The organism is Vibrio tetraodonis, from assembly GCF_003350295.1.
GTDB classification, from domain to species: Bacteria; Pseudomonadota; Gammaproteobacteria; order Enterobacterales; family Vibrionaceae; genus Vibrio; species Vibrio tetraodonis.
In genome coordinates this window covers 271015-295202 of record NZ_QLYY01000006.1, presented here as the reverse complement: position 1 = coordinate 295202, position 24188 = coordinate 271015, and the positions used below count along the sequence as shown (strand labels likewise).

Here is a 24188-nt window from a genome sequence, read left to right as displayed (position 1 = left end):
TCACTTTAATAACCCGACTTAATCAGTCGGGTTATTTATACATATGGTTTACACACGAACTTTTATTCGGGCTAAAAATTCATCAGCGGTCTGTGTAGATACAGCTTTGCTTGCAATTTCTCTTCCTCCATCGTCATACAGAGACAAGCGATAGCCTAATGAATTTGTATGATTTTCTTCTTCTGGCACACTGAGCCAAATCGAGCTAACATCATGACCAAACTCACTAAGTGATTCTCCTAGCACGACTTTTTGGCCTGCAACTTGATACCAAACTACAATTCTCGAATGTTGGCACATGCGAACCTCCCTAGGTAAAACCTCCGATGAACTTTCATTTTAAGCACAAATGACACAAATGCACATGACAATTATGGAGCTCATCAGCCATTTATTAAAAATCATAACTTTAAGCGTTAGATGATTTTCTTCTAAAAACCATTAACCAAGTCATAGCTGTAATAAGGAGCATATTCATTCACTTAATGATATGAGAACCATACTAGTCGTTGGAAAGCATTAACAATGCTAACAAAGTATCATTCAAGCATTTAATTGTTAATGCATTCCCTCGGAATATAGATTTCTTTAACGCGAGTAAGAGCACTGTAGTTAGGAAACATACTTTTACTCAAAAAGTAACGTCTGAGCATATCGGCTGCCACAGTGGTAATGACAGCCATCTTGTCATCACGAGATAATGAGCGCTTAAAACTTAAAGTCTGTCCCCATTCACCATTAGGAGTAGCAACGGCGACTGAAAACGTTTGATCTTTGAGCTTTCCGGTCGCAAGTGCAATATCAGTAGCACATTTTTCTCTTGTAGCTCCAGCAAGGGCAAGTATGGCAGCTAGAGCATCATTATTGCTTTCTCCCACCTCAACTCTCTCTCCCAACACCCATCCGTGCTCACAATACTGTGCCGTTTGGTCATTAGAATTTAGCCACCGAATAAGCTGGCCATATGTTGATTGCTCTGCTGTAGAAATTGACTGACCTTTTTCTGCTATCAGATAGGCAACACAATCTTCAAATGGCTCATCAACACTCACCACATTTTCTTCAATCAGATTATGGATAATTTTCAGAAGCTTGACTCTATTATCTACATCATTTTTTGGTCCAAATAGCTTCACTTCTATATAGGGTAAATAAGAACGATAACCTAATGTGTATTCATCTGGTAAATCGACCTTATTCATAAGATCAGACAGGTATGACTCGGACAGGCCAAAGGTATATAGCTTACTACAGTCAAAACCAACCGCGTTACCATGGCGTTCGTTTAATGTAGGCAACACGATTGACTCAACCATCAGGTAGAATTCACTCGGCACACCTGGCGTAAAATAGAAATCGCAATCATTAAAAGTCAGTGAAAAACCGCATGCGGTGCCAACTGGGTTATCTAAAATCATTGACCCTTGGGGTAACATGGCTTGCTTTCTATTACTCTCTGGCATAGGTATACCGCGAGCTGAAAAGTGCTTTTCTAGTTTATCCATCCATTGGGAATACAGTTCTAATTCACAACCAGAAGCCTCTGCTGCAGCCTCAGCACTGACATCATCGGTTGTTGGTCCTAGCCCCCCATTTACTATCACCACATCGTAGTTGAAACTTAACATCATCAACTCTTCAACTAACGCTGATTTGCTGTCTCCAACTGTTGAACGTTTAGACAAAGAGAAACCACGTTGGAAAAACTTTTCAGACAGCCAAGCAGCGTTTGTATCGACAATATCCCCATGAAGCACTTCTTCACCAGTGCTTAACATCGCTATTTTCAACATATTCACTTTCCTTTTAGGAAATCTTTAATCACCATAATAACTCTTCCGCTTTATAATTGAAGCGAGTCAGAGAAGTATGAAGAGCGAGCTGATAAGCAACTTTGCTCACTTGTGAAAAGCACAATAACCGACCATCATCATACTTTGAACACAGCTAAGAGTATTAGTTTCTTAATTAGCACAAGTTGCGGTTTTCATTCTAGTTACTTTGGTAGATAATCGTGAACTAGAGACAGTTAAAGAACAAAATTATGGAGTTTATCCGTGTACAAAAAACACATCACGACTTTGATGTTATCGTTTTCTGCTTTTGCAAACGCCGACATCTATGAAACTCCTAAGCACATTGAGTTTTCATATACAGCAGAAGACAGTCAAAGCTACCACCTTTTCGACAACACGTATTCATACAGCTCACAAACTCCATACACTTTAGGTCTAACTGAAAGTGAGTTTAAACTTGAAGAGCCTGAGTTACCAAAATACCTCACTGTACAAAACGAGAAAGATTGGGACTATCTTAAGGGACAAACATACACTATTTTGGGTCTCAGTGTTGCGACAGTGGGGTTAATGACTTTGCTCCCAGAGTCTATCACTAAATGGGATGAAGAAGACCGAGATTTAAGCGGTCTGGGTTCAAAGTGGAAAGACAACGTCACTTCAGGCCCTATTTGGGACAGAGATGACCACTTTCTCAACTACGTTATGCATCCATACTTTGGTGGAGTTTACTATACCGCTGCTCGTCATGCTGGCTTCAATGAGTTTGAATCTTTCTTATACTCCGCAACATTATCGACTTTTTTCTGGGAATATGGGGTTGAGGCATTTGCCGAAGTGCCATCTTGGCAAGACCTGTTCATCACACCATTTTTCGGCGCCGTTGTCGGTGAAATCATGTTTGAGGCAGAACAAGATATCGTGGCTAATGGTGGTGAGGTATGGGGTTCTGAAACCATGGGAAGTGTCAGTTTGTTCTTTCTCAATCCAGTTGGCCACATCCATGGCTGGGTCAGCGATGCATGGGGCGGTTCAGCCGAATTCCAATTCAACACTAAACCTTGGTTTGGTAACCAAGATGTTGCTAAATTTGCTCTAGATTCAGGCGCTAGCTATGACGATGTTTTTTATGGCGTAGAGATGAAGATTACTTTCTAGAATCAACCTCTATTTGTAAGCCTGATTGCGATTCAAGCAGGCTTACATCACCAACTTTATTTATCTTTACGACAAGGGCCTTCTATTCTAGGAGACCAATCCTCAACAACACCGTCCCTTATTCTCCGATCAACTAATTTTTTCCATGACTCGACTAAAGGTAATTGTACCAATTTTTGTAACTCTGACGTTTCAAGGCTGCCCTCAAAGATGAGACTCATAATCCTAGCAAGCGACCACTCAGGATAAGGTCTATCACACAATAAGATGTCGTCACCTTGACCAATATCCCCCTCTTGTAGCACACTGAAGTACCACCCTGTTCGCAATGAGTCTTGTAAACGCTTTGCCATATCATTTTGGTCAAAACGTACGTTCAGTTTCCAACAAGGCATTCTGCCCTGAGAAACCTCTAAACGCGTTGAGCCTATATGTATTTTATCGCCTATACAGATATCCTTTTCAGTGATACCACAAGAGCTTATGTTTTCACCAAACGCTCCGATATGCTGAAAAATATCTCGATCACCAAGCTCTTTCGCCCACTTACTATAGTGCTCAGTCGGATATACGTGAAGAGCTTTTTCTACTCCACCGTGGAAACGTAAGTCTCCTTGTTCATCACCAATAAGTCCCAAAAAAGAGACGGATTGACGCCCATCAACAACTTTCTTATCAATTGCGCTTTGTGAGCCATGGGCAAACGACACGGCCTTACCTGTCAGCACAGCGTTTACTTTCCCTAAACTTTTCATAGTCTCCTCGACAGAAGTTGCCTTATTTCAGCCATATGGAACCAAGCGGTAGACAGGCAATGCAGCAAGCAGTTCGACACTGTCTCCGATACTTTTAAGATCTACCCGATATCTCATATCAATGACAATCCTTCTGCAAATATTTCTGCACTAACCCGTCAGGAAAAGAGTGATAGTTAATGATACTATGCTAACCTAGAACCTACTCATGTGGTCATTCTAAAGATCAAATGATTCGGTTACTTGACGTGTTACACGATCAAATATATGCCAACGAAATAGTAACATTTCAGCTCCTGTTACCTCAGGATAGGCGATTAAGGTTTATCTTTAATCAACTGTCGGGGAAGCCTTCATTAGACTGGTCACTAAAAGTTTGGGGGAGATAAAGTCGGCGCCTCAGACAGAACGTTATCACGGCTGTTTTTTAAGGAATTCAATATTTCCTTCCCCCGTTGGCGCCAACATTTAAGACTTATTTGTTCTTTGCCTTTATTAGATCAAGAACTACCCATCCAAGTTATTGCAGACAAAATAGGATATAAAAATGACTCTTCCTATATTAAGGCATTCAAGTCTTATTTTGACCTCACACCACAACAATTTCGACTCAATGAGAGCCAAGCCAATTATGATGTATACAGTGAATAAGCTTGTTCACTTGGCAACTTTAGGCCGAAGATAGTGCGCTAACCATTACTACCAAACTCGTTGACGATAAAATCACACATGCGCGACGCAAGGATTTGGTGGACTTCTTGGCTAGGGTGAACCTGATCGTGAAATATGTGCTTATGAGCGGAATCAAACGGCTGGCTCCACCCTCCAAGTCCAAAGTAGCGACGTAGATCAACATATCCTGCCTGCTCTTCAGTCACTGTGTCATAACCCACTTTATTGGCCGCTGTCACAAGTTTGCTTAACTCTCCACCAAAATCAAAAAACTTTATTGCCACTCCCTTCTCTCTATATTTTTCATTCATCTGCTTTAACAATACTTGCATTGCAGCATTATGCTCGCGAGATATCTTGGCCATTTTCTGTTGGTAATCTTGCCCTTTTCTCTGCGCTAAAGCCGTGGTAGACAAGTCAGGCACACCAGTAACAAGAATATGTTTAACCCCTTTTGATTCCACCAACTTTGTGATTTGATTTCGGTAGCAGTTCATCACCTTGTTAATATCCCGCTTAGAAAAAGTCATATAATCGTTCGCACTTAGTGCTAGCACCACCATGTCTCCAGGCTTAAATCCTTCCTTTTTTTCATGCTTTCGGATTTGTCTGCTCATATGAGAAATGAGAATAAAGGTGGGGTCCAATTTCGAGTAACGTGCAGTGACGGCTCCACCCTCTGCATAATTGAATAATTTGAAGTTATCACGCACATCTTTGTCTTTAATGTGCTTTTTTAAGTAAGCATCTGAGGATATAAAATCTGGCCATACAAACCCATTAGTAAAACGCCCTTCATGGTACTGCCTAGAAGACAACATGAGACCCAAGGTTTTTGACTTCATACGTCCATGTGAATCCGACAGGCTATCACCAATAACTACCAAGCGCTTTATACCTTCCAACGATTTACTTTCAGTATGTTTTTCAATCGCTTTTATTTCTTGATGATCACGTATTGCAAGACCATAGACTCGACTCTTGGAGTCTAAAGCATCGGCCGAAGTAATGTTCAATCGTTCTGGTTGTATCGGTTTATGCTGAGCCTCAGGCAAAGCCTCGAATTTAAAGGGCGGTAAAGAAGCAGAACGGCTTTTACCATACTCAGATGGTTGAGATACAGAGACAACCTCAAGCTTTCTCTCAGCTAAATCCCTATTATAGACTGGTGAAATAAACACCCTACCTAATGCTGATACTTTCACATCATCACCTTCGATTGGAATTAAACGGAAAATTCACACTGCCAATTTCAATCCAAATATCACCAGAAAAGTTATGAAAATTCTTGCCAATATTAGCTCTATCATTTGTTAGACAAGTTACTGTGACATGGCACTTTACAAGACGACGTTATTGTCAAATGGCATAAATTCCACTTTAAATGTTGACCCAAATCAACCTCCACTCTTGAAGGGCTTCTACAATCAAACTAGATATGCGAGATAGATTTTGCTCAGGTGGTCATATGAATCGAATTTTTATCGTTAGTTTTACAGGAAATGCAACACCACAAACCATTAAGCAACTGGCCAGTATTACTCATGACCACGGCGGAAAGTGGTTGGTCAGCAAGGTGAATTTTTTAGAGGAGCTCGTTGCTGGTGTTATTAAGGTTGAAATACCTCAAGAAAATGAAGACTTAGTTAAAGATGCTTTTTGCGATCATGAAGGCCTTCTGGTTAAAATTAGTAAAGCAAAAAACCATATTCAAAACGCAGAAAGTATCTACAAACTGAGATTAGATTCCGCGGATCGAGCAGGTATCGTCAACGAAATAAGTCATGCACTGGATAGACAAAATATCTATATCCTCGATATGGACTGTCAGCGTGTTTTTGTTGCTGGTGGCGGAGGTGTAAGCTCAAGTTTATTCACAGCGAATATGACTGTGAGGGTGCCTGAAGATGTAATTATTGATGATGTAGTAAAGGACTTGGAGACTCTCAGTATCGGTATTCGTGTGATTGTCGAGTCCTAGCCGATGGGTAGCTGAGCGCGCTACCAATCGGCGGCTATGCAGTTCTATTCAACACTCCACTGTGAGAGAGAACGTTTAAAGTCTGAATAGTTGAACTCATTAAGTTTGTGAAGTTCACCATTTGAACGTTCACAATACACAGACGGCATACGCAGGCCATTGAACCAATTAAGTTTCACCATTGTATAACCAGCACTATCCAAAATATGCAGGCGCTGCCCAATTTCAAGCGGCTGCTCAAAATTTGCCACACAAAACTGGTCTCCAGCTAAACATGAACATGATCCTATGACATATTCATAATGACCCTGTTTTGATGCTTCACGAATTGATGCAGGCTCGTTATATATAAGGGTATCTAGGCGATGTGCTTCTGTAGCAGAATCAACAATAGCGGTTCTCATACCATTCTCAACGATATCGACCACAGTCACGACCAAATCAGTCGTCTTAGTAATGATAGCTTCACCCGGCTCTAAATAAACTTGTACACCATGCTTATGTGCGAACGCTTTAAGTGCTAGGCCCAACTTTTCAATATCATAACCCGGCCACGTGAAAAACACGCCTCCACCCAAACTGACCCAAGAAAGCTTATCGAGATATTGACCAAATGTTTCTGAAACTGAGTCTAACAACCGAATAAACGCATCCACATCCTTATTTTCACAATTCATGTGGAACATAACACCATCAATACTTTCAAATACTGCGGGATCTATACGATCGAACTGTACACCCAAACGAGAAAACTGTCTTGCAGGGTTGGCTAAATCTTGCCCTGCATAGCTAACGCCAGGATTCAGCCTAAGACCGATCGATGTCTTATCTTCGACAATATGACGATGAGCGGACAGCTGGCTATGTGAATTGAAAATTAATTTATCACAAATATCAGCGACTTCACGAACATCATCCTCGCTGTATCCCACACTGTAAGCATGCGTTTCTCCGCCGAATGCCTCATATCCAAGTTTGACTTCATATGGACCTGAACTCGTAGTACCATCTAAATAAGGTTTAATGATGTTAAAAACGCCCCAAGTTGAGAAGCACTTAAGAGCCAATACCAATTTTGCACCTGATATCTCTTTTAGTTTCTTAGCCTGCTCTAAATTCTCAATCAGCTTGGCTTCATTGATCATAAAATAGGGTGTTTTTAATTCACTTTTTTGCATTTCTAAATACCGTAAAATCGAATAAAGCCGATAACTAAGTACCGGCTTTTGGGTAAATGAATAGGGCTAGAAATTATTTCAAAATCTGAATATCTGGCTGTCCAACTTCTAATTCCTGAACATGCCAATCAAGGCCAATCTCAGGCATAGTTTCCAAGAATGGATCTGGGTCGAGTTGTTCCATATTGAACACACCCTTATCAGCCCATTTACCGTTGAAAAATTGCAATGCTGCTGTAATGGCTGGTACACCAGTAGTGTACGAGATTGCTTGATGCTCTACATCTTCATAGGCTACTTGATGGTCTGCATTGTTATAAATAAAGACACTACGCTCTTTACCGTCTTTCTTACCTTGAACCCAAGTTCCGATACAAGTTTTACCTACATACCCAGGGGCAAGAGATGTTGGGTCAGGAAGCAGCGCCTTTAAAACATGAAGGGGTTGAACCGTGGTACCATCATGCAAAGTCAAAGGATCCGGACTTAATAAACCGATATCTCGCATACAGTTAAAGTAGTTAAGATATTTATCACCAAACCCCATCCAAAACTCAATTCGTTTTGCCGGAATAAACTCTTGCATTGATCTGACTTCATCATGAGCCATAGAATAGACTTTGTGTTTCCCGACTAATGGAAAATCAAACTCTAGCATTCTCGAATGACAGGGTACTTGCTTCCACTGTTCATTTTCCCAGTAAAAAGAGTCGCCTTGAATTTCAAGCATGTTCGTTTCTGGATCAAAGTTAGTGGCAAATTTCTTACCGTGATCACCTGCGTTCACATCCATAACGTCGATTGTATCGATCTCATCGAATAAATGTTTAACTGCATAGGCTGCAAATACAGACACAACACCCGGATCAAAACCAGCCCCCAGAATTCCAGTTATACCAGCTTCTGCAAACTTCTCACGATAACCCCATTGCCAATCATAAGCTTGTGGTACTTGCTGCCCTTCCGAGCAAAGATCAACGGCAACCGACGTATCCAAATACGATACTTTAGCTTGATAGCACGCTTCCATGATCGTCATATTAACCCATGGAGGACCAGCATTAATCACCAAGTCAGGTTTGACTTCATTAATTAAAGCAACGAGAGCATCTACATCATCGGCATTAACAGCTTTTGCTTCTAGCTTTTTTGTCGGATCCTGTAGGTTATTTTTCTTATCAATCGAAGCAATAATTTTTTCACACTTGTTTATTGTTCTCGAAGCAATAGTAATATCACCCAAGATCTTATTATTTTGCGCTGCTTTGTGTGCCACTACCCAGCCAACACCACCTGCGCCAATCTGAAGAATTGCCATAGTTTTATTACCTAAGTTACGCTAACTCAATTGCTAGCTTGTTTATTTTTGCGATTAATGATTCAAAGTCAGACATGGCTAAACATGGATTGAGAATCGTAAATTTAAGTACCGTTTTATCGTCAACAATGGTTTCGCCCAATACAGCAACACCACGTGTTAAAGCTTCAAGTCGAACTCTTTTATTCAATTCATTTAGATCTACCGAATGTTTACTTGTGACTCTAAATAAAACAGTCGACAGTAATGGGGTTGATAAAAGCTCGAAGTGTTTCTCTTGGGTAATTAACTCGGCAACCTTCTGGGTTTGTTCTAACAGATGATCATACATGGCCCCTAATGTTTTAGGCCCTACGTTTTGCATCGTCATAAACACCTTTAAGGCATCGAACCGTTTAGTGGTTGCGATAGACTTATCGACAAGATTAGGTAACTCGTCGTGTTCTCTATTAAGATAATCTGCATGATGAAGCAAATACTTAAAGTGAACTTTATCTTTAACCAGTAAAGAACCACAACTTATGGTTTGATAAAATAACTTATGAAAATCAACACTTATAGAATGCGCACGTTCTATCCCTGCCAAACGGTCTTTGTGACTACTTAATACCAGCGCTCCGCCGTATGCCCCATCGACATGCATCCACATTTGATGAGCATCTGCTATATCAGCAAGCGTATTCAAATCATCAATTGCACCATGATCTGTCGTGCCAGCAGTACCTACAATAGCAAATGGGATGAGGCCATTAAATTTAGCGTCTGCAACCACCCTTTCCAATTGCGCTGAATCCATAGTGCCATCAATATTGGTTGGAACCGTCAATATAGATTGCTTACCAAGCCCCATCCATGATGCGGCCTTATGAATGGTGAAATGCGATTTTTCTGAACAAATAATCCTCAGCTTACCAGCGTAATCTGGAAGCCCATGTTGACGGACTGAATGACCAGATAACCTATCTGCAATCCAATCTCGCGCCAACATCAATCCCATTTGGTTACTCTGGGTTCCACCGCTAGTGAAAATACCATCAGACATTTTGCCTAGTTGATATGTTTCACACAGCCAACTCACTACTTTTTGTTCGACATAGGTTGCAGATGAAGCTTGATCCCAAGAGTCCATAGACTGATTCAAAGAAGCAATGATAGTCTCAGCCACTATCGACGATAGCAGCGGAGGTGTATGTAAATGTGCTATACAATCTGAGTGCTGTGTGAATATGGCATTTTTAGCAACAAGATCTGCAGTATGGTCAATAACATCTAGCAGATTTGACTGTTGATTATTTAAGTCAACCGCATTGATTAACTCCTCAAGTTGTTTAGGTTCAATGCCTGAGTAAGGACCACTGACTTGCTCAAACACTTTTTCCATTGCCTCAGTCGCATGGTGCATGGCTTTACTAAAATCAGCCTTCTCCATTCCACCTGTTTGAATGAAGTGCTTTTTCCATGTTTGATTTGATTCCTGTTGCTCCTTATATGCACCGCCAGCAGCCAAAATAGCGTCTTCGAGAACGCAAAGAGCAAAATCGATCTGTTCAAAAGAAATAATAAGTGGTGGTAGGAAACGGATGACCGCACCATCTCGCCCACCTTTTTCAACCATTAAGCCTCTCTCGAGAGCCGCGCGCTGGATAGATAAGGTTAATTCGCCATCTGATGCAGGTTCACCAAACTTGTTTCGTTTCTGATTTGGCTGACAAATTTCTACACCCAACATCAAGCCTTTACCGCGTACATCAGCAATACAGTTGACACGCTTTTGAATACCTTCCAGCCCCAAACGTAAATACTGACCAGCAACATTTGCGTGTTCAACAAGATTGTCACGCTCGATGATCTCTAGGGCCTTTGCACCAGAAACCATCGCAAGTTGGTTGCCACGAAACGTACCCGTATGCTCTCCAGGTAACCAAGTATCATGCTCTTTATTGATCACCAGCAGAGACATTGGCAAGCCTCCACCAATTGCTTTGGATAAACATAATATGTCAGGAACGATACCCGCTTCCTCGAACGCAAAATGGTATCCAGATTTACCAACGCCGCATTGTATTTCGTCAAAGATAAGTAGTATTTCATGTTCATCACAAATACGGCGAAGCTCTTGTAGCCAGAATGCTGGCGCAGGTATGACACCACCCTCACCTTGGATAGGTTCGACGATAATAGCTGCAGGCTTCATGATTCCGGCCTCGTCATCATTGAGCAAGCGCTCAATGTAACGGATACCAGCACGTGCTCCCTCTTCTCCACCCAAACCAAAAGGACAACGCAAGTCGTACGGGAATGGCATAAAATGTACATCCGACATCAAGCCAGTACGGCGAGCTTTTGTACCTAAATTACCCATCATGCCCATAGTGCCATTAGTCATTCCATGATAAGCACCTCGGAAAGCAAACATGGTATTTCTACCAGTGGTTTGTTTAGCAAGTTTGATCGCAGCCTCTACAGCATCCGCTCCTGAAGGTCCACAGAACTGAATAACACAATTTTCTCCAAGCTCTTGCGGAAGAAAGCTTTTCACCGACTGAATAAAGTTCGTTTTGGCTTTCGTCGCAATATCAAGCGTTTGGTATGGAAGGCCCGAATCAAGCTGATTTTTGAGTGCTTGATTGATTTCCGGATGGTTATAACCAAGAGCAAGCGTACCAGCACCCGCTAAGCAATCCAAAAAGATCTGACCTCGTGTATCTTCAACTAGCACTCCATAAGCTTGTCTTATAGCTATAGGGAGTCGACGAGGATATGAACGGACCTCAGATTCATGTTCGGATTGCTCTTGTAAAACGGAATCAGGGGTGAGGTCGTAAACTCCATCTACAACGGGAATTTGTGACGAAAATGGACTTGCGATATTGTTTTCATTCAACGAATTATCGACTTCAAAGGCAGTACTCATGACTAGCTCCTTCGATATTCTGTGTAACTTATTTAACTATTATATGGGATAGCAGGTGCAGCTGCCCGTTCGTATCAAAACCACAAAAAGTGGCTATACGAATACGCTCCATCGAATAAATGGATTAAAACTTATAATTGGGGGAATCAAGGTTCAGTAATGCAACTGTTTTGTAATACAGGGCATTGAGGTAGAACAAAGCTGATCAGTGTGTGTTTTTTATGTGAGTTCAATGTTGGGTTTCCCATCAACATGCCGCATGGCGACATTAGTATCCCGTCTATCGATAAAAGAACTTATCGATACCTACCCTACGCGATAAATACTCAGCCTGAATAGTTATCACGCGTATCCCCCAGTGTATCAATATTAAGACAAACCCGAGATTGCTCGAGAAAATACAGTAAAAGAAAACGTTTAACAAGAACTTCGTGCGAGATACGAGAATTTATGTGACTCGACCTAAAAAGAACATATAACACTCAGAATGGATAATTAACTGTCCACTTTCAAAATTTGAGCCAGAGTATTGAGTTCATCAATAATACCATTATTAACTATTAAGCCTGCATTTTCGAATGAGGTCACCACCCCCTCAAGAATGACCGTTTGGTCCGTACCTTCATCACTGACCTTTAAAATAACATTATCGTTTTCTACAGACAGTACTATTTTGTTGATCAGGTCAGCGACTTCAACATCGTTATCATCCAAAATGTCTCTAAAATCGAGTAAATCATTCCCTAGATCAAAATTTTTAACTACATCCGTACCTCTGTCTAGAGTATTGTCTAACCATTTAAAAACATTATCACTAGCATCACCAAGTAGAATTTGATTCCCAAGTTGTGCTGTCACTTCACTGGCTGCAGATAGCACTTCATATTGAGGGGAATCGCTTACATCAATCGTAACAGTGGCTTCGTTACTAATGACCGAATCGGAGTCTACCGTTACGTAATCAAAAGTTACATCTTCTGTCACCTGCTGATTACCGGAAAGATAACGAAGTTCCCAACTACCGTTGTTTGAGGTTAACTCCATTGATACAATGGGTACATCAGGCGAAGAATAGGTATACCCATATAGAATTTGGCTATTGCCTGTATGTCCTACATCCTTTTGGTAACGTTCAGTGTGAGTAGTTCCGTCAGCAAGCCCGTAAACCACCTCAACATAGTTACGACCGTTAGCTGTAAATGCCCCTCCTAAACCATCTAAACCAAAAGAAACTGCATAAAGAGGGTTGTTAACTAGGTCAATAACGAGAGTTTCGTTTTTATTCATTCCTGACCCATCTACATCACCCAGCCCCCACCCTATATGCTTTTTGGTGCCTGTATATTGTTTAAGTGCTTTTCCTCCATTATTTGTAATGGAAATCCCTATAGTTCGCCCATTATCCAAGGTGACCGATCTTTCGGTAGCACTAATATAGTCACCCCAACGGTAGAAACCATTATCGAGGATTATATTGGAAGGATCACCACTATACCCAATTTCAAAAGACGGCCCGGCTGCTGGAATATAGGTAATGTTGTCAGGGTTTAGTAACTTTGCGTTATCTGCTGTTTGGCCTGCTATGTGGAGGTCAGAAACCGTAAGAATCCTTGTTTGGCCAGATGTGTCGGTGTAAAGCAAAGTACCATTTGTTGGCAAAGAAGTGATCATGACATTCATTTTTACATTACTAAAGTCGTCATCTTCATCAGAAATACGGTCAAGGCTAGAGTCTGTAGAATCAAAAACAACCGGTACAGAAACTAGGTCTTCAGCATCAATACTGAAGCTTTGTGCGACTGGCAACTCATTCACATTTAATTCGGACAGTTCGACGTTAATCGCTGTAGATTGCTGTGAACCAGACCCACCAGCTTCCGTTGCTGTCACCACGATATTGTGGACGTTTCTAAGAGCTTCAAACTCATTAGCAAAAGACGAACTACCTTCGGCAGATAATCTTATCTCTCCAGTAGTCGGATTGATTTGAAAAAGGTTTTCACCACCACTAACAATGTTGGTTGTTATACTGTATATGACCCCTTCGGTGTCACTGGCTGACACCGTACCAATAACATCGGAATCAGTCGAATTTTCATTATAGGTAAAGCTATATCGCTCACCGTCGTTAGGAATAAATTCTGGAGAGGGATCAATGGCTACTGGAGAGGCAGAGTTAGGAGAGAATAAAAGGTTAACTAAAGCTAAGCTTTGAATGCGAGAAAGCCCTTGAGACTCCAGGCTTGTGGTATCAAAGTCTGTTCTTGCTATGGCTTGTGACGCTGTTCTGTCAATTTCAATTGTACCAGCAGAACTAGAGCCGCTCTGCCCTCCTGCCGCTGTCGCAAACTCTTCGTTTTGGGTTGGGTCAATCCCCTGTTCTATCTGATCGAATATCGATGCTATTTCGCTATCTAAATCTATGTCAAATGTTTCACCATCATCAGTGACTAATTGAGCATCCAGATCTGTTGCTGCAGGAGCACCTTGTCCAAATTCAACGATAACTTCTCCTGCCCTCGGAGCTTCTCCCGGAGTAAGCTCTCTTAGTTGACCATTTGCATCAATAACGACTGACATGAATAACGCCCACCTTTGCTACACGCACATCTATACATACTATTAAATTTAGTCCTTGCATGCGTATTGCGCCAACCTGTAAATAAGCGTTTTGTACATCTTTACATCTTTTCGATACTTAATTTGCATTTTTGGTAAAAAGTTTCCATTTTTTCAGTCAGTTGTACTATATTATTCAATGAATTGCATTCATGAAAGATAAGATAAAACCTTGCGTCCTTTACCTTATTTTTCGCTAGTTTAATTAGAAAGGAGTCTCCCTTGAACTGGAAACAAGCGATTCTGGCCAGTAGCGTCGCTTTAGTTGGTTTTACCAGCAATAGCCAAACTCTTGAGCAAGCAGTATCAATTACGTTGGCAACGAGCCCTGAACTAAAGGGCACGTTCAACCTGTACAAAAGTGCTTTAAAGGAGGCAGATGCCTCTTTTGGTGCCTACTTACCCAATGTTGACTTAGACGCAGGATTAGGCAGAGAAAGTATAAGCCCCGCAAGATCATCTGGTAGGACCGATACGGACTTAACCAGAAAAGAAGCATCTATCATACTCACTCAACTTTTATGGGATGGAAATGCAACTCTGAACGATATCGACAGAACTGCAGCACAGGCTGAATCGTCTAGGTTACAATTATTGGCAGATGCTTCCGATCTAGCATTGCAAGTCACTGATATTTATCTTAATGCTGTCAAATCAAATGAAGTTCTTGCTCTTTCTGAGAGCAATCTTGCCGTGCACAAAAAGATATACCGTGATATCAAAAAGCGTGCAGACTCAGGCATTGGGTCCACTGCCGACGTTACTCAAGTAGAAGCTCGTATTGCTAAAGCGCACGGTAATCTACTTGCCGCACAAAATAACCTAATCGATACCCATACTCAGTTTAGAAGATTAGTTGGACAGAGCCCGTTGGGTTTGATTTATCCTCAAGCTGACCAGTCTATGCTGCCAATGACTCTTGAAGAAGCATTGGATACTGCCTTTAGTGAACACCCTGTGATTAAAATTTCTCAGGCTGATGTTGACTCCGCGCGTTACCAGTATAAACAATCCAAAGGTAGCTACTACCCGACAATATCGGTTGAAGCAAGCCAAACATGGAGAGATGATGCTGGAGGGAATATCGGTAGTAGCGATGAATCACTCGCTATGCTCAGATTAAGCTATAACCTTTTCAATGGAGGATCGGATAAAGATCTTTCTGAACGTGCAGCATATCAACTAAATAGAGCAAAAGACTTACGTGACGATGCCTATCGCCAAGTAGAGGAAAGTTTGAGGTTATCATGGAGTGCTTTGGACCTTACTTTACAACAAAAAGACTTTCTCGCAGATCACGTTGATTCGGCATCGGAAACCGTGATCGCCTATGAAAAACAATATCAAATCGGTCAGAGAACGCTGCTAGACCTTCTCAACACAGAAAACGAGCTATTTGAAGCACGAAGAGACTACCTTGATGCACATTATGCAGAGCAATATGCAAAGTATCGTGTGATGAATGCCACTGGTAATTTATTAGATTCTTTATTAGTCGATGTCCCATCTGAATGGGCGGAACAAGTGGAGTATTGATCGTGAAAAGCGTAAGTATATTTACACTGACCAGTGTTGGTATTGCCTTATCTTTTGCGTCTCAGGCTAACGAAGATGAATATCGTTATATAGATACGCCCAGAGCTGTCCAAGTAGCAGACTTGACGGATGATGATAGAGATGGAGTAGTTAATGCAAGAGATCTGTGTCCGGATACCCCAGAGGGGGCAAAAATCGATAATGACGGATGTGCGAGTTCGGTCAAAGCACAAGAAGAGCGGGCATTAAGAGTCCTTTTCGAACACGATTCATATGAAGTTAATCCTGTATTTTCGGACCAAATACAAGAAATGGCCGACTTCTTGGAAAAATATATGTCTGCGTCGATTCAAATACGAGGTTACACAAGCAAAGTAGGCTCAGCAGCATATAACCTTAAGTTATCGAAAAAAAGAGCAGCAGCCGTACAGGACGAATTATTGTATTACGGTATAGCACCCGAGCGAGTCACTATCGTGGGGTTTGGTGAGAGCAGGTTAGAAGATGAAGGAGATGACGAAGTCGCTCATGCTGCAAACCGCAGTGTGACAGCAAGTGTTATCGGTCTAGATGAAACAGTAGTTGAAGAGTGGACCATATTTAGCATCATAGAAAAATAACTTTTCTGCAAACTAAAAGCGCTCCTTTTATGATGAGCGCTTTTTTCCAATTTAGATTAGGCTGGTCTATTTGCCATTTTGGTATTATCGGGAAGTGATACGCGAAGAAGTATATACCCAAGCACCGCTGATATGGTGGAGCCCATTAAGATTCCTAATCTCGCATATGTATCGTACTCTGGATTCGCTTGACCGAAGGCCAAAGACGATATAAATATCGACATCGTGAAACCAATACCACATAAAATCGATACTGCGAATATATGAATGAAGTTAATCCCCTCCGGTAGTTTAGCAACCCCAGCTTTAACAGCCACCCAACTGAAAGTAAAAATTCCCACTGGTTTTCCAAGTAGTAAGCCTAGAGCAATTCCCAGTGGGAGCATAGACGTCAGGCCATCAATCGAAACACCTGCAAGTGAAATACCTGCATTAGCGAACGCAAATACTGGAAGAATTCCAAAAGCGACATAAGGATGCAACCCATGTTCCATTTTCTTGAGAGGTGATTCTTCGTCTTTCTTACCTTTCAAAGGTATTGCAAAGCCTATGACTACTCCAGCTAATGTTGCATGGACACCCGATTTTAATACAGCAAACCAAAGTATCGCACCGACTATGATATAAGGGGTGAGCTTAGTAACTTTCTTGGCATTTAAGATAAATAAGGCTGCTGTCATTGCAAAGCCAACACCCAACGCTGTGGTCGACAATTCTCCTGTGTAAAAGAGAGCGATGATCACCACTACGCCTAAATCATCAATAATAGCTAATGCCAGCAGGAAGACTTTCAAACTTACGGGAACACGGTTACCTAAAAGAGCCATAATACCGAGCGCAAAAGCAATATCAGTTGCAGCTGGAATAGCCCAGCCACGAATAGCATCCGCATCACCATAGTTAAAAGCCACGTATACAAGAGCCGGAGCTAACATCCCCCCTACTGCTGCGATCGCAGGGAATATTGCGGTTTCCTTCGACTTAAGTGCTCCTTCGAGTAATTCACGCTTCACCTCAAGGCCAATGATGAGGAAAAATATCGCCATCAAGCCATCATTAATCCAGTGTGAAACAGACAAACCTAGCACATAAGACTGAAGAACCGATTGATAAACGTCATTAAGCGGTGTATTGGCGATAGTCATTGCGATTGCTGCAGCAATGACGAGAAGAATGCCTCCAGCTGACTCCATTTTAAAGAAGTGGCGAATAATATCATTCATGATATCGTCCCTTAAATTATTATGTTAATACACGATGAACAAACACTAGAGCTGAGTTTACGCATAGATACCCTTAAGGAAAAATCGCTTGTTTGGAGGTTACACTTCGGTATTTTCGACAATTAAAGAGTAACACCACGTTTATTCCTGTCTTAATTATAGGTAAATTCAGAGAATTACCAATATAAACAACAACTCTTGAGATAAATACCAAAAATTTAGTGCCATTCCGGTTTGGCAGTCCATCAATAGCACAAAACCGGACGCTTAATGGGAGACAAATGTCTTGATTCTACCTTGTCAATAGAGCATCAAAAAAAGATGACTCCGTTGTCAATCGCACTTTAAATCGTTGTAATATATTACTTTTAGTGAGGTTCATATTGCGGTATAACGATGCAACCAATGGCCCTTGTTGTAATAACTCTGAGCACAGCATGCACCGCCAACAATCACTACAGACCCTTAACCTTAGTCATGCTATAAAGAGTTCCGTACAAACTTCATTGGCGTATGCCTAATCATTCTCATCGTTGGCAGAGCTCCCGCGAGCATAAGAGAGCACATTGCCATAATGCTAGTTTGAAAATACTCTCCGGAGAGCAACTGGAGGCTTAGAGTCCAACCTAAGGAAGGCTTCATAACAATATCAACGATCAGATTAGCTAAAGCGAGACCTAGAGGCAAAGCGATAAATACTGAAATAGCACCAAAAAGAAACAATTGTAAGCTCCCCATAAGAACCAGCTCTTTACCTGTTATTCCTAGACATCTTAGTAATGATATATGTCTTTGTCGGGATACTTCTCCTGCTAGACTAGCGAAAAAAATACCGCATATTGCTATAACAAGCGTAATGTTGCCAAGAGTGTCTGCAATAGAAAAGGTTCTATCGAAAACCTTCATCGCTTTCTTATGGATATGACTATTATCATAAGTTCGTTCAGCCCCCACTCGGAAAACTGATTCCAAACGGTGTTTTAAGCCTGAAATATTCACACCATCTTGGAGTATCACTCCCAGAGTCACCGAACCACTATCTTTAAACGCTTTTAACCAGTTTTGGTGAGACAACATTATCTGATTGTAGGGGTTGCCATAATCATAATAGACACCCACGACCTGCCAGCGTTTACCTAACTGACCAAATAAATCAATATAGTCTCCAGGGCGAAGACCTCGTTTGATTGCCATTGATTCACTGATCATTACCCCCTTAGAATGGTGCAAATGATACCAGTAATTAGGAACACCTATTTTTACGGTGAGAGAATCCCATTCGCCATCAGAGTGGCCCGTGCTTACTACTTGAATCGATTCATCTGCCAAATCAATCTTCTGCTCCCATCGCCACCAAACAGACTCGACTTCAGGTTGTTCAGACAGCCAACCAGTCATCCTAGTTACAGAGTTAACACTGGGGTATATGTACAGGTCAGCGCCTAAGCGTTGGCTCAACCACCTATCAGTAGTATCGCGGAAACTACCGACCATAGTTTCTACACCAATATTCGCAGCCATTGCCAACATAAACGCCATTGTTGCAACCCCTCTATAACTCATACTTGCAGCAGCATCAGAGAAAAACCATCTCGCTTTAGGCCACTTAAGCACGTATGAAAGGCTATCAAAGAGTTTCCAAATAAAATACGGCGTAAACAATGCCACACTCACTAACATAAGAGCAATAATGACGAGCCCAGAGACTTGCGTTTGTGGTGCCTGATAAATCGCAATCGCAACAATGCACAACACACATGCGAATGCTGCTTGCAATGAAAATTCAGTACCAGAAAAGCGCACTAATGACAATCTAGTAGTGAGCCTTACTGGCTGGGTTTGAAGCAGTCTTACTATCGGCCATGCACATGTTAAAAAAGCCCCAATTATTGACATGGCTAAGCTGTATATTGCTGATGACCAGCTCCATGAAACAACAAGCTCGACATTTGCATCATACAAGTCTCGCAAACTACCTGACACCGCAGGTATTAGCTGATTGGCAAGAACTATCCCCAAAAGATTCCCGCACAGCCAACTGAAAAAGATCAGGATTAATAGCTCAATACCCAGAGCAACCGTGAGCTGGCTTCCGGAGACACCAGTTTGGCGAAGAATACCAACAAGAGGCTGCCTTTGAGTCAAAGACAAAGACATTGCTTGGTAAAAAATGAACAAACCTACGAGAAAAGCCAGCATCCCCATAGCACTCAAATTAATATGAAATGCTCGTGTTATCGATTCAAGCTCGGTATGGGAACTCCTCGTTATAATCATTCCATTAGGTAAATAGTTTTTTAAATGAGCGAACTTCTCAACATTCATTTCTCCACACGCAATGAAAGAAATGCCTGCTTTACGCTCTATCATCCTTGTCAGTGACATGTCAGAGATCACTTGGGTACCATGAATCAAGCCAAGTTTATCGACAATAATAGGCCCAAGCGTACTGCCATTACTCAACGTCATTTGGTCTCCATCTTGCCAGTCCATATAGGCTGCTAGATCAGAGCCAACCATTACTGGGTGAGGAGTTGCCATCAGAGGAAGGGAAGGAAAGTCTTTCAAATCTAGGCTTTGGTGGGACTGCCACATAGCAAGGGGATCAAGGCCAACTAAAACCAGTTCAGAACCGTCACTAAGGTTGAGTCTTAGACGGTCAAAAGGCGCACATTGGTCAAATCCATCTCGTCGAAGTTGTACATAAAAGCCTTGCGGTATCTTATTAGTAATGTGCTTAGGGCGAATTCGGTATGGAAGGGGGTTAGAAAAAAGCTTTTCTCCGTGTTGATAACTACTTTTCGCATGCTCGTTAATCGATGTCACACCGACCAAAAGAGATACACCCAAGGTAAGACCAAGCCAGACAAGAATAATTTGAAAAGGGTAGCGTCTGTAATGGCCCAATAATGCTTTAACTACTGGCCATAACATGTAACAGCCCTCCTTGGAGGCGCACCCTTCCTTTCATATGAGACGCGACTTGCTCACTGTGAGTAACCAATAACAGTGTACACTCTAGTTCTCGAGTTAAGCTCGTTAGCAACCGCATCACAGCTTCAGCATTACGTTCATCTAAACTGCCTGTGGGCTCATCCGCGAGTAACAATTTGGGCTCCATGTATAAAGCACGAGCTATGGCAGCTCTCTGTTGCTGGCCGCCAGAAGCTTCTTCAGGGTATCGTCCCAAGAGTGGCATAAGATCGAGCGATGAGAGAATTTGACGCCACAGAGCTATGTCTTCAGGTAGCCCCTTTAGCTGTCGACAAAAACGTATATTATCCGCGATGTTTAAGGTAGGGATTAGATTGAACTGCTGAAATATAAGCCCTATATTTTCCCTGCGATATGAGGTCCGTTGGTTTTCACCTACTTGATGCATTGAAAAGTGAGGGAACAGGATCTCTCCTGAATCAACTGTGTCTATCCCCGCGATAAGATTGAGTAATGTGCTCTTACCGGAACCACTCTCGCCCATCAAAGCCACTTGCTCGCCTTGATCCAATAACAACTCAGCACCTTGTAGTACAGGGTGAAACTCTCCACCATCCACATAACCTTTACAAAGGTCTGTTAGTTGCAGCATCAAAAATCTCACAATTTTTAAAATTGGACTGTGAATCTACACTAAATTGCGGCCTTGAGAAAGAACTTTGGATACCGGCTCACGCAAGACGTTCTAATTTTCATTCACTCAACAATGAGTTTTCGGAACACTTCTAGGTTTGATCAAAACTGTGACGATCTATTCACTACAGAGATCCGACGAAGACTATCGTTTTCAGGTTACCAATCAATAAGCTAACGTATAAACAGAAATTATAAATATACCAATTCGCGTGCTTATCAGCTCCCAAAGGTCTGCGCCAGTATTTCAAAAATAAAAGCTCAGATTTTGATGTAAGAAGGAATACGATGAAAAAAATATTAGTGCTAGGTGCATCAGGATACGTTGGCTCCCAACTACTCTCAAAGCTATGCGACTTGGGTTACCATGTCACGGCAGCAGCGAGACAAATAGATTACCTTAAGGCACGAGTACGACCTCGCAAAAATCTATCCCTCATTTATCTCGACTTAGCCGATAAAGAAACCACAATAAATACGGTTGCAAAGTTCGACATTATTTACTTTCTCGTTCATGGAATGGCCCATGGTCACGACTTTCTCGAATATGAACTTTCCCTTGCAACTAACTTTAAATCCGCGCTCAAAAACAGCGATGTACAACATGTCATATATCTTAGTGCCCTTCAACCTCAGACTGGCGATTCCGAGCATTTAAAAGCACGGCTAATGACGGGTGATATCATACGTCAGGCTGGCCGCCCAGTAACTGAACTTAGAGCTGGTGTCATTATTGGTCCTGGTTCGGCTGCGTTCGAAATTATGCGCGATTTCGTTTTTAATATGCCTTTGTTGATAACGCCTAAATGGATTGATTGCAAAGCCAACCCAATCGCGCTTGAAAACTTAAATCATTATTTAATCGAGCTGGCGCAAGAGGCGCCAACAACACATAATCTATTTGAGGTTGGAGGACCGAATATCCTAACTTATAGGGAACAACTTGAGGTTATCAGTCAAACAATAAATAAGCCTATTCGGATTTTTTCCACTAATCTACTGACGCCAAAGTTTGCCTCGTATTGGCTTGGAATAATCACCTCAGTCCCTAAATCGATAGGTGCAGCACTGCTCTCTGGTTTGAAGCATGACTTTGTTGCAGACTGGCAAGCCATTCATATGCGATACCCTCAAAACTTAATCGGTTATAAAGAAATGGTCCAACAAGCCATCTCAGCGGAAAGTGACTATATAGAAAGCGAAGTTTGGGGATATGATCCAACAGCATTTAAACGCTGGCAGCCAGATTATGGCTACTACCCGAAACAAACAGGCGCAAGTATTCAAACCCAAGTTAGCGCCGATAAGCTTTGGCGCACTATCCAACTGTTTGGGAGTCGAGAGGAAGGCTATTTTTACGCTAATTTATTATGGAGAATCAGAGAATGGCTCGATTTACCATTTGGAGGCAAACGCCCTATCAGGCGCTCCCCCTCTAGTCCAGAGATGAAAGTTGGGGATTATATCGACTCATGGAAAGTTATTCGTTACGAGAAAAATCAATTCCTTTCTCTATTGTTCGGTCTTAGAGCCCCAGGACTGGGGCGTTTAGAGTTTTCACTGAGAGATTTAGGTGACACGCGTAAACTATCAGTTACTGCATGGTGGCATCCACAAGGGTTTAGAGGGCTTTTGTATTGGTTTACCATGATGCCAGCGCATATATTTATATTCAAAGGCATGGTCCGTGCCATCGTAAATAAAGCTCAGAAGCGCTGAAAAGCATTTAATACCCTAATTAACACTGCTTTTTACTACTTCAGAAACATACTTTGCATAAAGTTTATGCATATTAGTTGTTGGGTGAATGCCATCCCAATACATAAATTGTTCGGGATTGCCAGTGACCTCTCCTGTTTCAATTTCAAACGATGCGTCTTTCACATTCGTCAACTTGATGTTAAGCATTTTATCCTCATAAACCCCCTCTTCTAGAACCGTTTCTTTGACCTTTTTATAGAAGGTGTAAGCGTCTGCGTAAACAATATTTACGGCTGGGTTTGCTTGCTCAATATCTTTAAGCTGGTTTTCAAGTATCTCGTTAAAATTGCGTATAAAACCTTCGGCTTGCACAGCTTTGTCTTGTAACCATGGCGCTGCTGAGAAATCAGGTATGTTCGAAACTATGATAGTTTCCGCTTCATTATCGATGAGTTCACGTATGTCGACTGCAACCATAGCAGCAGCCTCTGCTCCGGTTTGGCCTAGCTCACCACACAAGCTATACCACATGTTATTAGTCCCGGTCATATAAGTAACGATTGTACCCTTTTGGAAAACACCTTTCGCAGCGATACGGTTTGATATCTGTAAGCTAGAATTAGGCAGCACTTTCCCACCACTAAACGAGAGCACACCTTGACCTTTACTAAGGTTATTGAAGTTTCCTGTTAAAGCCATAGCACCACCAACAGACCAATTATTACCTAGCAATGGCTCCATATGAATAAAGTATGAACTTTTTTCATCTCGTTTCTCTACATGGATGTCGGTATTAATCTCCACCCTTGCCGGGGATACGGGTGGAAGCTTTAGCATTTGAGCGAGATACTCGGTCCATACTCGACCATTACTTGCCCTGCCTTGCCAATTTGGGGCGGACGTTGAGGCAAGAACAGCACCTTTTGTCGCTAAATTAAACTCTTGGGAAACAGCAAATTTATTGCCGCAGTCTGATAAGCTATCGCCAAAGCTAGAAATGCTCTTAAAATCACTCGCCAATACATAAAACGGGCATAGTAATGCAAACAGGGTTAATAATCTCATGTCGTGACTCTATTCTAATATTCAT

Annotated in this window: 17 protein-coding genes and 1 pseudogene; 6 read left to right on the top strand and 12 right to left on the bottom strand. The window is 41.8% G+C overall.

All coding sequences use genetic code 11. The annotated features are described in order from the left end of the window. Positions 1-48: 48 nt before the first annotated feature. Entirely contained in the window at positions 49-300 is a 252-nt protein-coding gene (locus DPF90_RS03565) for a 30S ribosomal protein S6 modification protein (protein ID WP_114784755.1), read from the bottom strand. Positions 301-551: 251 nt separating this feature from the next. Continuing rightward, positions 552-1793, bottom strand: a complete 1242-nt coding sequence (locus DPF90_RS03560; protein WP_114784753.1) for a CinA family nicotinamide mononucleotide deamidase-related protein — start codon at positions 1791-1793, stop codon at positions 552-554. A gap of 264 nt (positions 1794-2057) precedes the next feature. Between DPF90_RS03560 and DPF90_RS03555 the strand changes: the two genes are divergently transcribed. Continuing rightward, positions 2058-2954, top strand: coding sequence for a DUF3943 domain-containing protein (locus DPF90_RS03555; RefSeq protein WP_114784751.1), 897 nt, complete (start codon positions 2058-2060; stop codon positions 2952-2954). 56 nt (positions 2955-3010) lie between these two features. Here DPF90_RS03555 and DPF90_RS03550 read toward each other — a convergent pair whose 3' ends face one another. Continuing rightward, complete coding sequence (locus DPF90_RS03550) at positions 3011-3709, bottom strand: MOSC domain-containing protein (RefSeq protein WP_114784749.1); 699 nt, start codon at positions 3707-3709, stop codon at positions 3011-3013. A 233-nt stretch (positions 3710-3942) separates the two neighbouring features. On the opposite strand from DPF90_RS03550, the pseudogene DPF90_RS03545 reads away from it, so the two are divergent. Then, positions 3943-4360, top strand: a pseudogene (locus DPF90_RS03545) (helix-turn-helix transcriptional regulator); the annotation flags it as partial. A gap of 38 nt (positions 4361-4398) precedes the next feature. On the opposite strand, the gene DPF90_RS03540 reads toward DPF90_RS03545, so the two are convergent. Then, positions 4399-5586, bottom strand: coding sequence for an SGNH/GDSL hydrolase family protein (locus DPF90_RS03540; RefSeq protein WP_114784747.1), 1188 nt, complete (start codon positions 5584-5586; stop codon positions 4399-4401). A gap of 263 nt (positions 5587-5849) precedes the next feature. On the opposite strand from DPF90_RS03540, the gene DPF90_RS03535 reads away from it, so the two are divergent. After that, complete coding sequence (locus DPF90_RS03535; RefSeq protein ID WP_114784745.1) at positions 5850-6362, top strand: glycine cleavage system transcriptional repressor; 513 nt, start codon at positions 5850-5852, stop codon at positions 6360-6362. A gap of 44 nt (positions 6363-6406) precedes the next feature. On the opposite strand, the gene nspC is transcribed toward DPF90_RS03535, so the two are convergent. From nspC to DPF90_RS03515, 4 genes are all read right to left on the bottom strand, one after another. Then, on the bottom strand, positions 6407-7540 hold the full coding sequence (gene nspC, locus DPF90_RS03530) for a carboxynorspermidine decarboxylase (RefSeq protein WP_114784743.1): 1134 nt from the start codon (positions 7538-7540) through the stop codon (positions 6407-6409). Between the two features lie 73 nt (positions 7541-7613). Continuing rightward, positions 7614-8858: a carboxynorspermidine synthase gene (locus DPF90_RS03525; protein ID WP_114784741.1), complete on the bottom strand. Its 1245-nt coding sequence runs from the start codon at positions 8856-8858 to the stop codon at positions 7614-7616. Positions 8859-8874: 16 nt separating this feature from the next. Further along, complete coding sequence (locus DPF90_RS03520) at positions 8875-11772, bottom strand: pyridoxal phosphate-dependent class III aminotransferase (RefSeq protein ID WP_114784739.1); 2898 nt, start codon at positions 11770-11772, stop codon at positions 8875-8877. A 495-nt stretch (positions 11773-12267) separates the two neighbouring features. Further along, entirely contained in the window at positions 12268-14352 is a 2085-nt protein-coding gene (locus DPF90_RS03515) for a hypothetical protein (protein ID WP_114784737.1), read from the bottom strand. Positions 14353-14613: 261 nt separating this feature from the next. Here DPF90_RS03515 and DPF90_RS03510 point away from each other — a divergent pair, with 261 nt between their 5' ends. Next, positions 14614-15927, top strand: a complete 1314-nt coding sequence (locus tag DPF90_RS03510) for a TolC family outer membrane protein (protein ID WP_114784735.1) — start codon at positions 14614-14616, stop codon at positions 15925-15927. Next, complete coding sequence (locus DPF90_RS03505) at positions 15903-16547, top strand: OmpA family protein (RefSeq protein ID WP_114784734.1); 645 nt, start codon at positions 15903-15905, stop codon at positions 16545-16547. Before DPF90_RS03510 ends, DPF90_RS03505 begins: the two co-directional genes overlap by 25 nt. Positions 16548-16603: 56 nt before the next feature. On the opposite strand, the gene nhaA is transcribed toward DPF90_RS03505, so the two are convergent. The 3 genes from nhaA to DPF90_RS03490 form a co-directional block, all read right to left on the bottom strand. Further along, complete coding sequence (gene nhaA, locus DPF90_RS03500) at positions 16604-17770, bottom strand: Na+/H+ antiporter NhaA (protein ID WP_114784732.1); 1167 nt, start codon at positions 17768-17770, stop codon at positions 16604-16606. Between the two features lie 480 nt (positions 17771-18250). Next, entirely contained in the window at positions 18251-20704 is a 2454-nt protein-coding gene (locus DPF90_RS03495; RefSeq protein ID WP_114784730.1) for an ABC transporter permease, read from the bottom strand. Beyond that, positions 20685-21356, bottom strand: coding sequence for an ABC transporter ATP-binding protein (locus DPF90_RS03490; protein ID WP_114784728.1), 672 nt, complete (start codon positions 21354-21356; stop codon positions 20685-20687). Before DPF90_RS03490 ends, DPF90_RS03495 begins: the two co-directional genes overlap by 20 nt. Positions 21357-21685: 329 nt before the next feature. Between DPF90_RS03490 and DPF90_RS03485 the strand changes: the two genes are divergently transcribed. After that, a complete protein-coding gene (locus DPF90_RS03485; RefSeq protein ID WP_114784726.1) occupies positions 21686-23116 on the top strand; it encodes a DUF2867 domain-containing protein in 1431 nt (476 codons plus the stop codon). A 15-nt stretch (positions 23117-23131) separates the two neighbouring features. Here DPF90_RS03485 and DPF90_RS03480 read toward each other — a convergent pair whose 3' ends face one another. Next, positions 23132-24163, bottom strand: a complete 1032-nt coding sequence (locus tag DPF90_RS03480) for an SGNH/GDSL hydrolase family protein (RefSeq protein ID WP_114784724.1) — start codon at positions 24161-24163, stop codon at positions 23132-23134. Positions 24164-24188 lie beyond the last annotated feature (25 nt).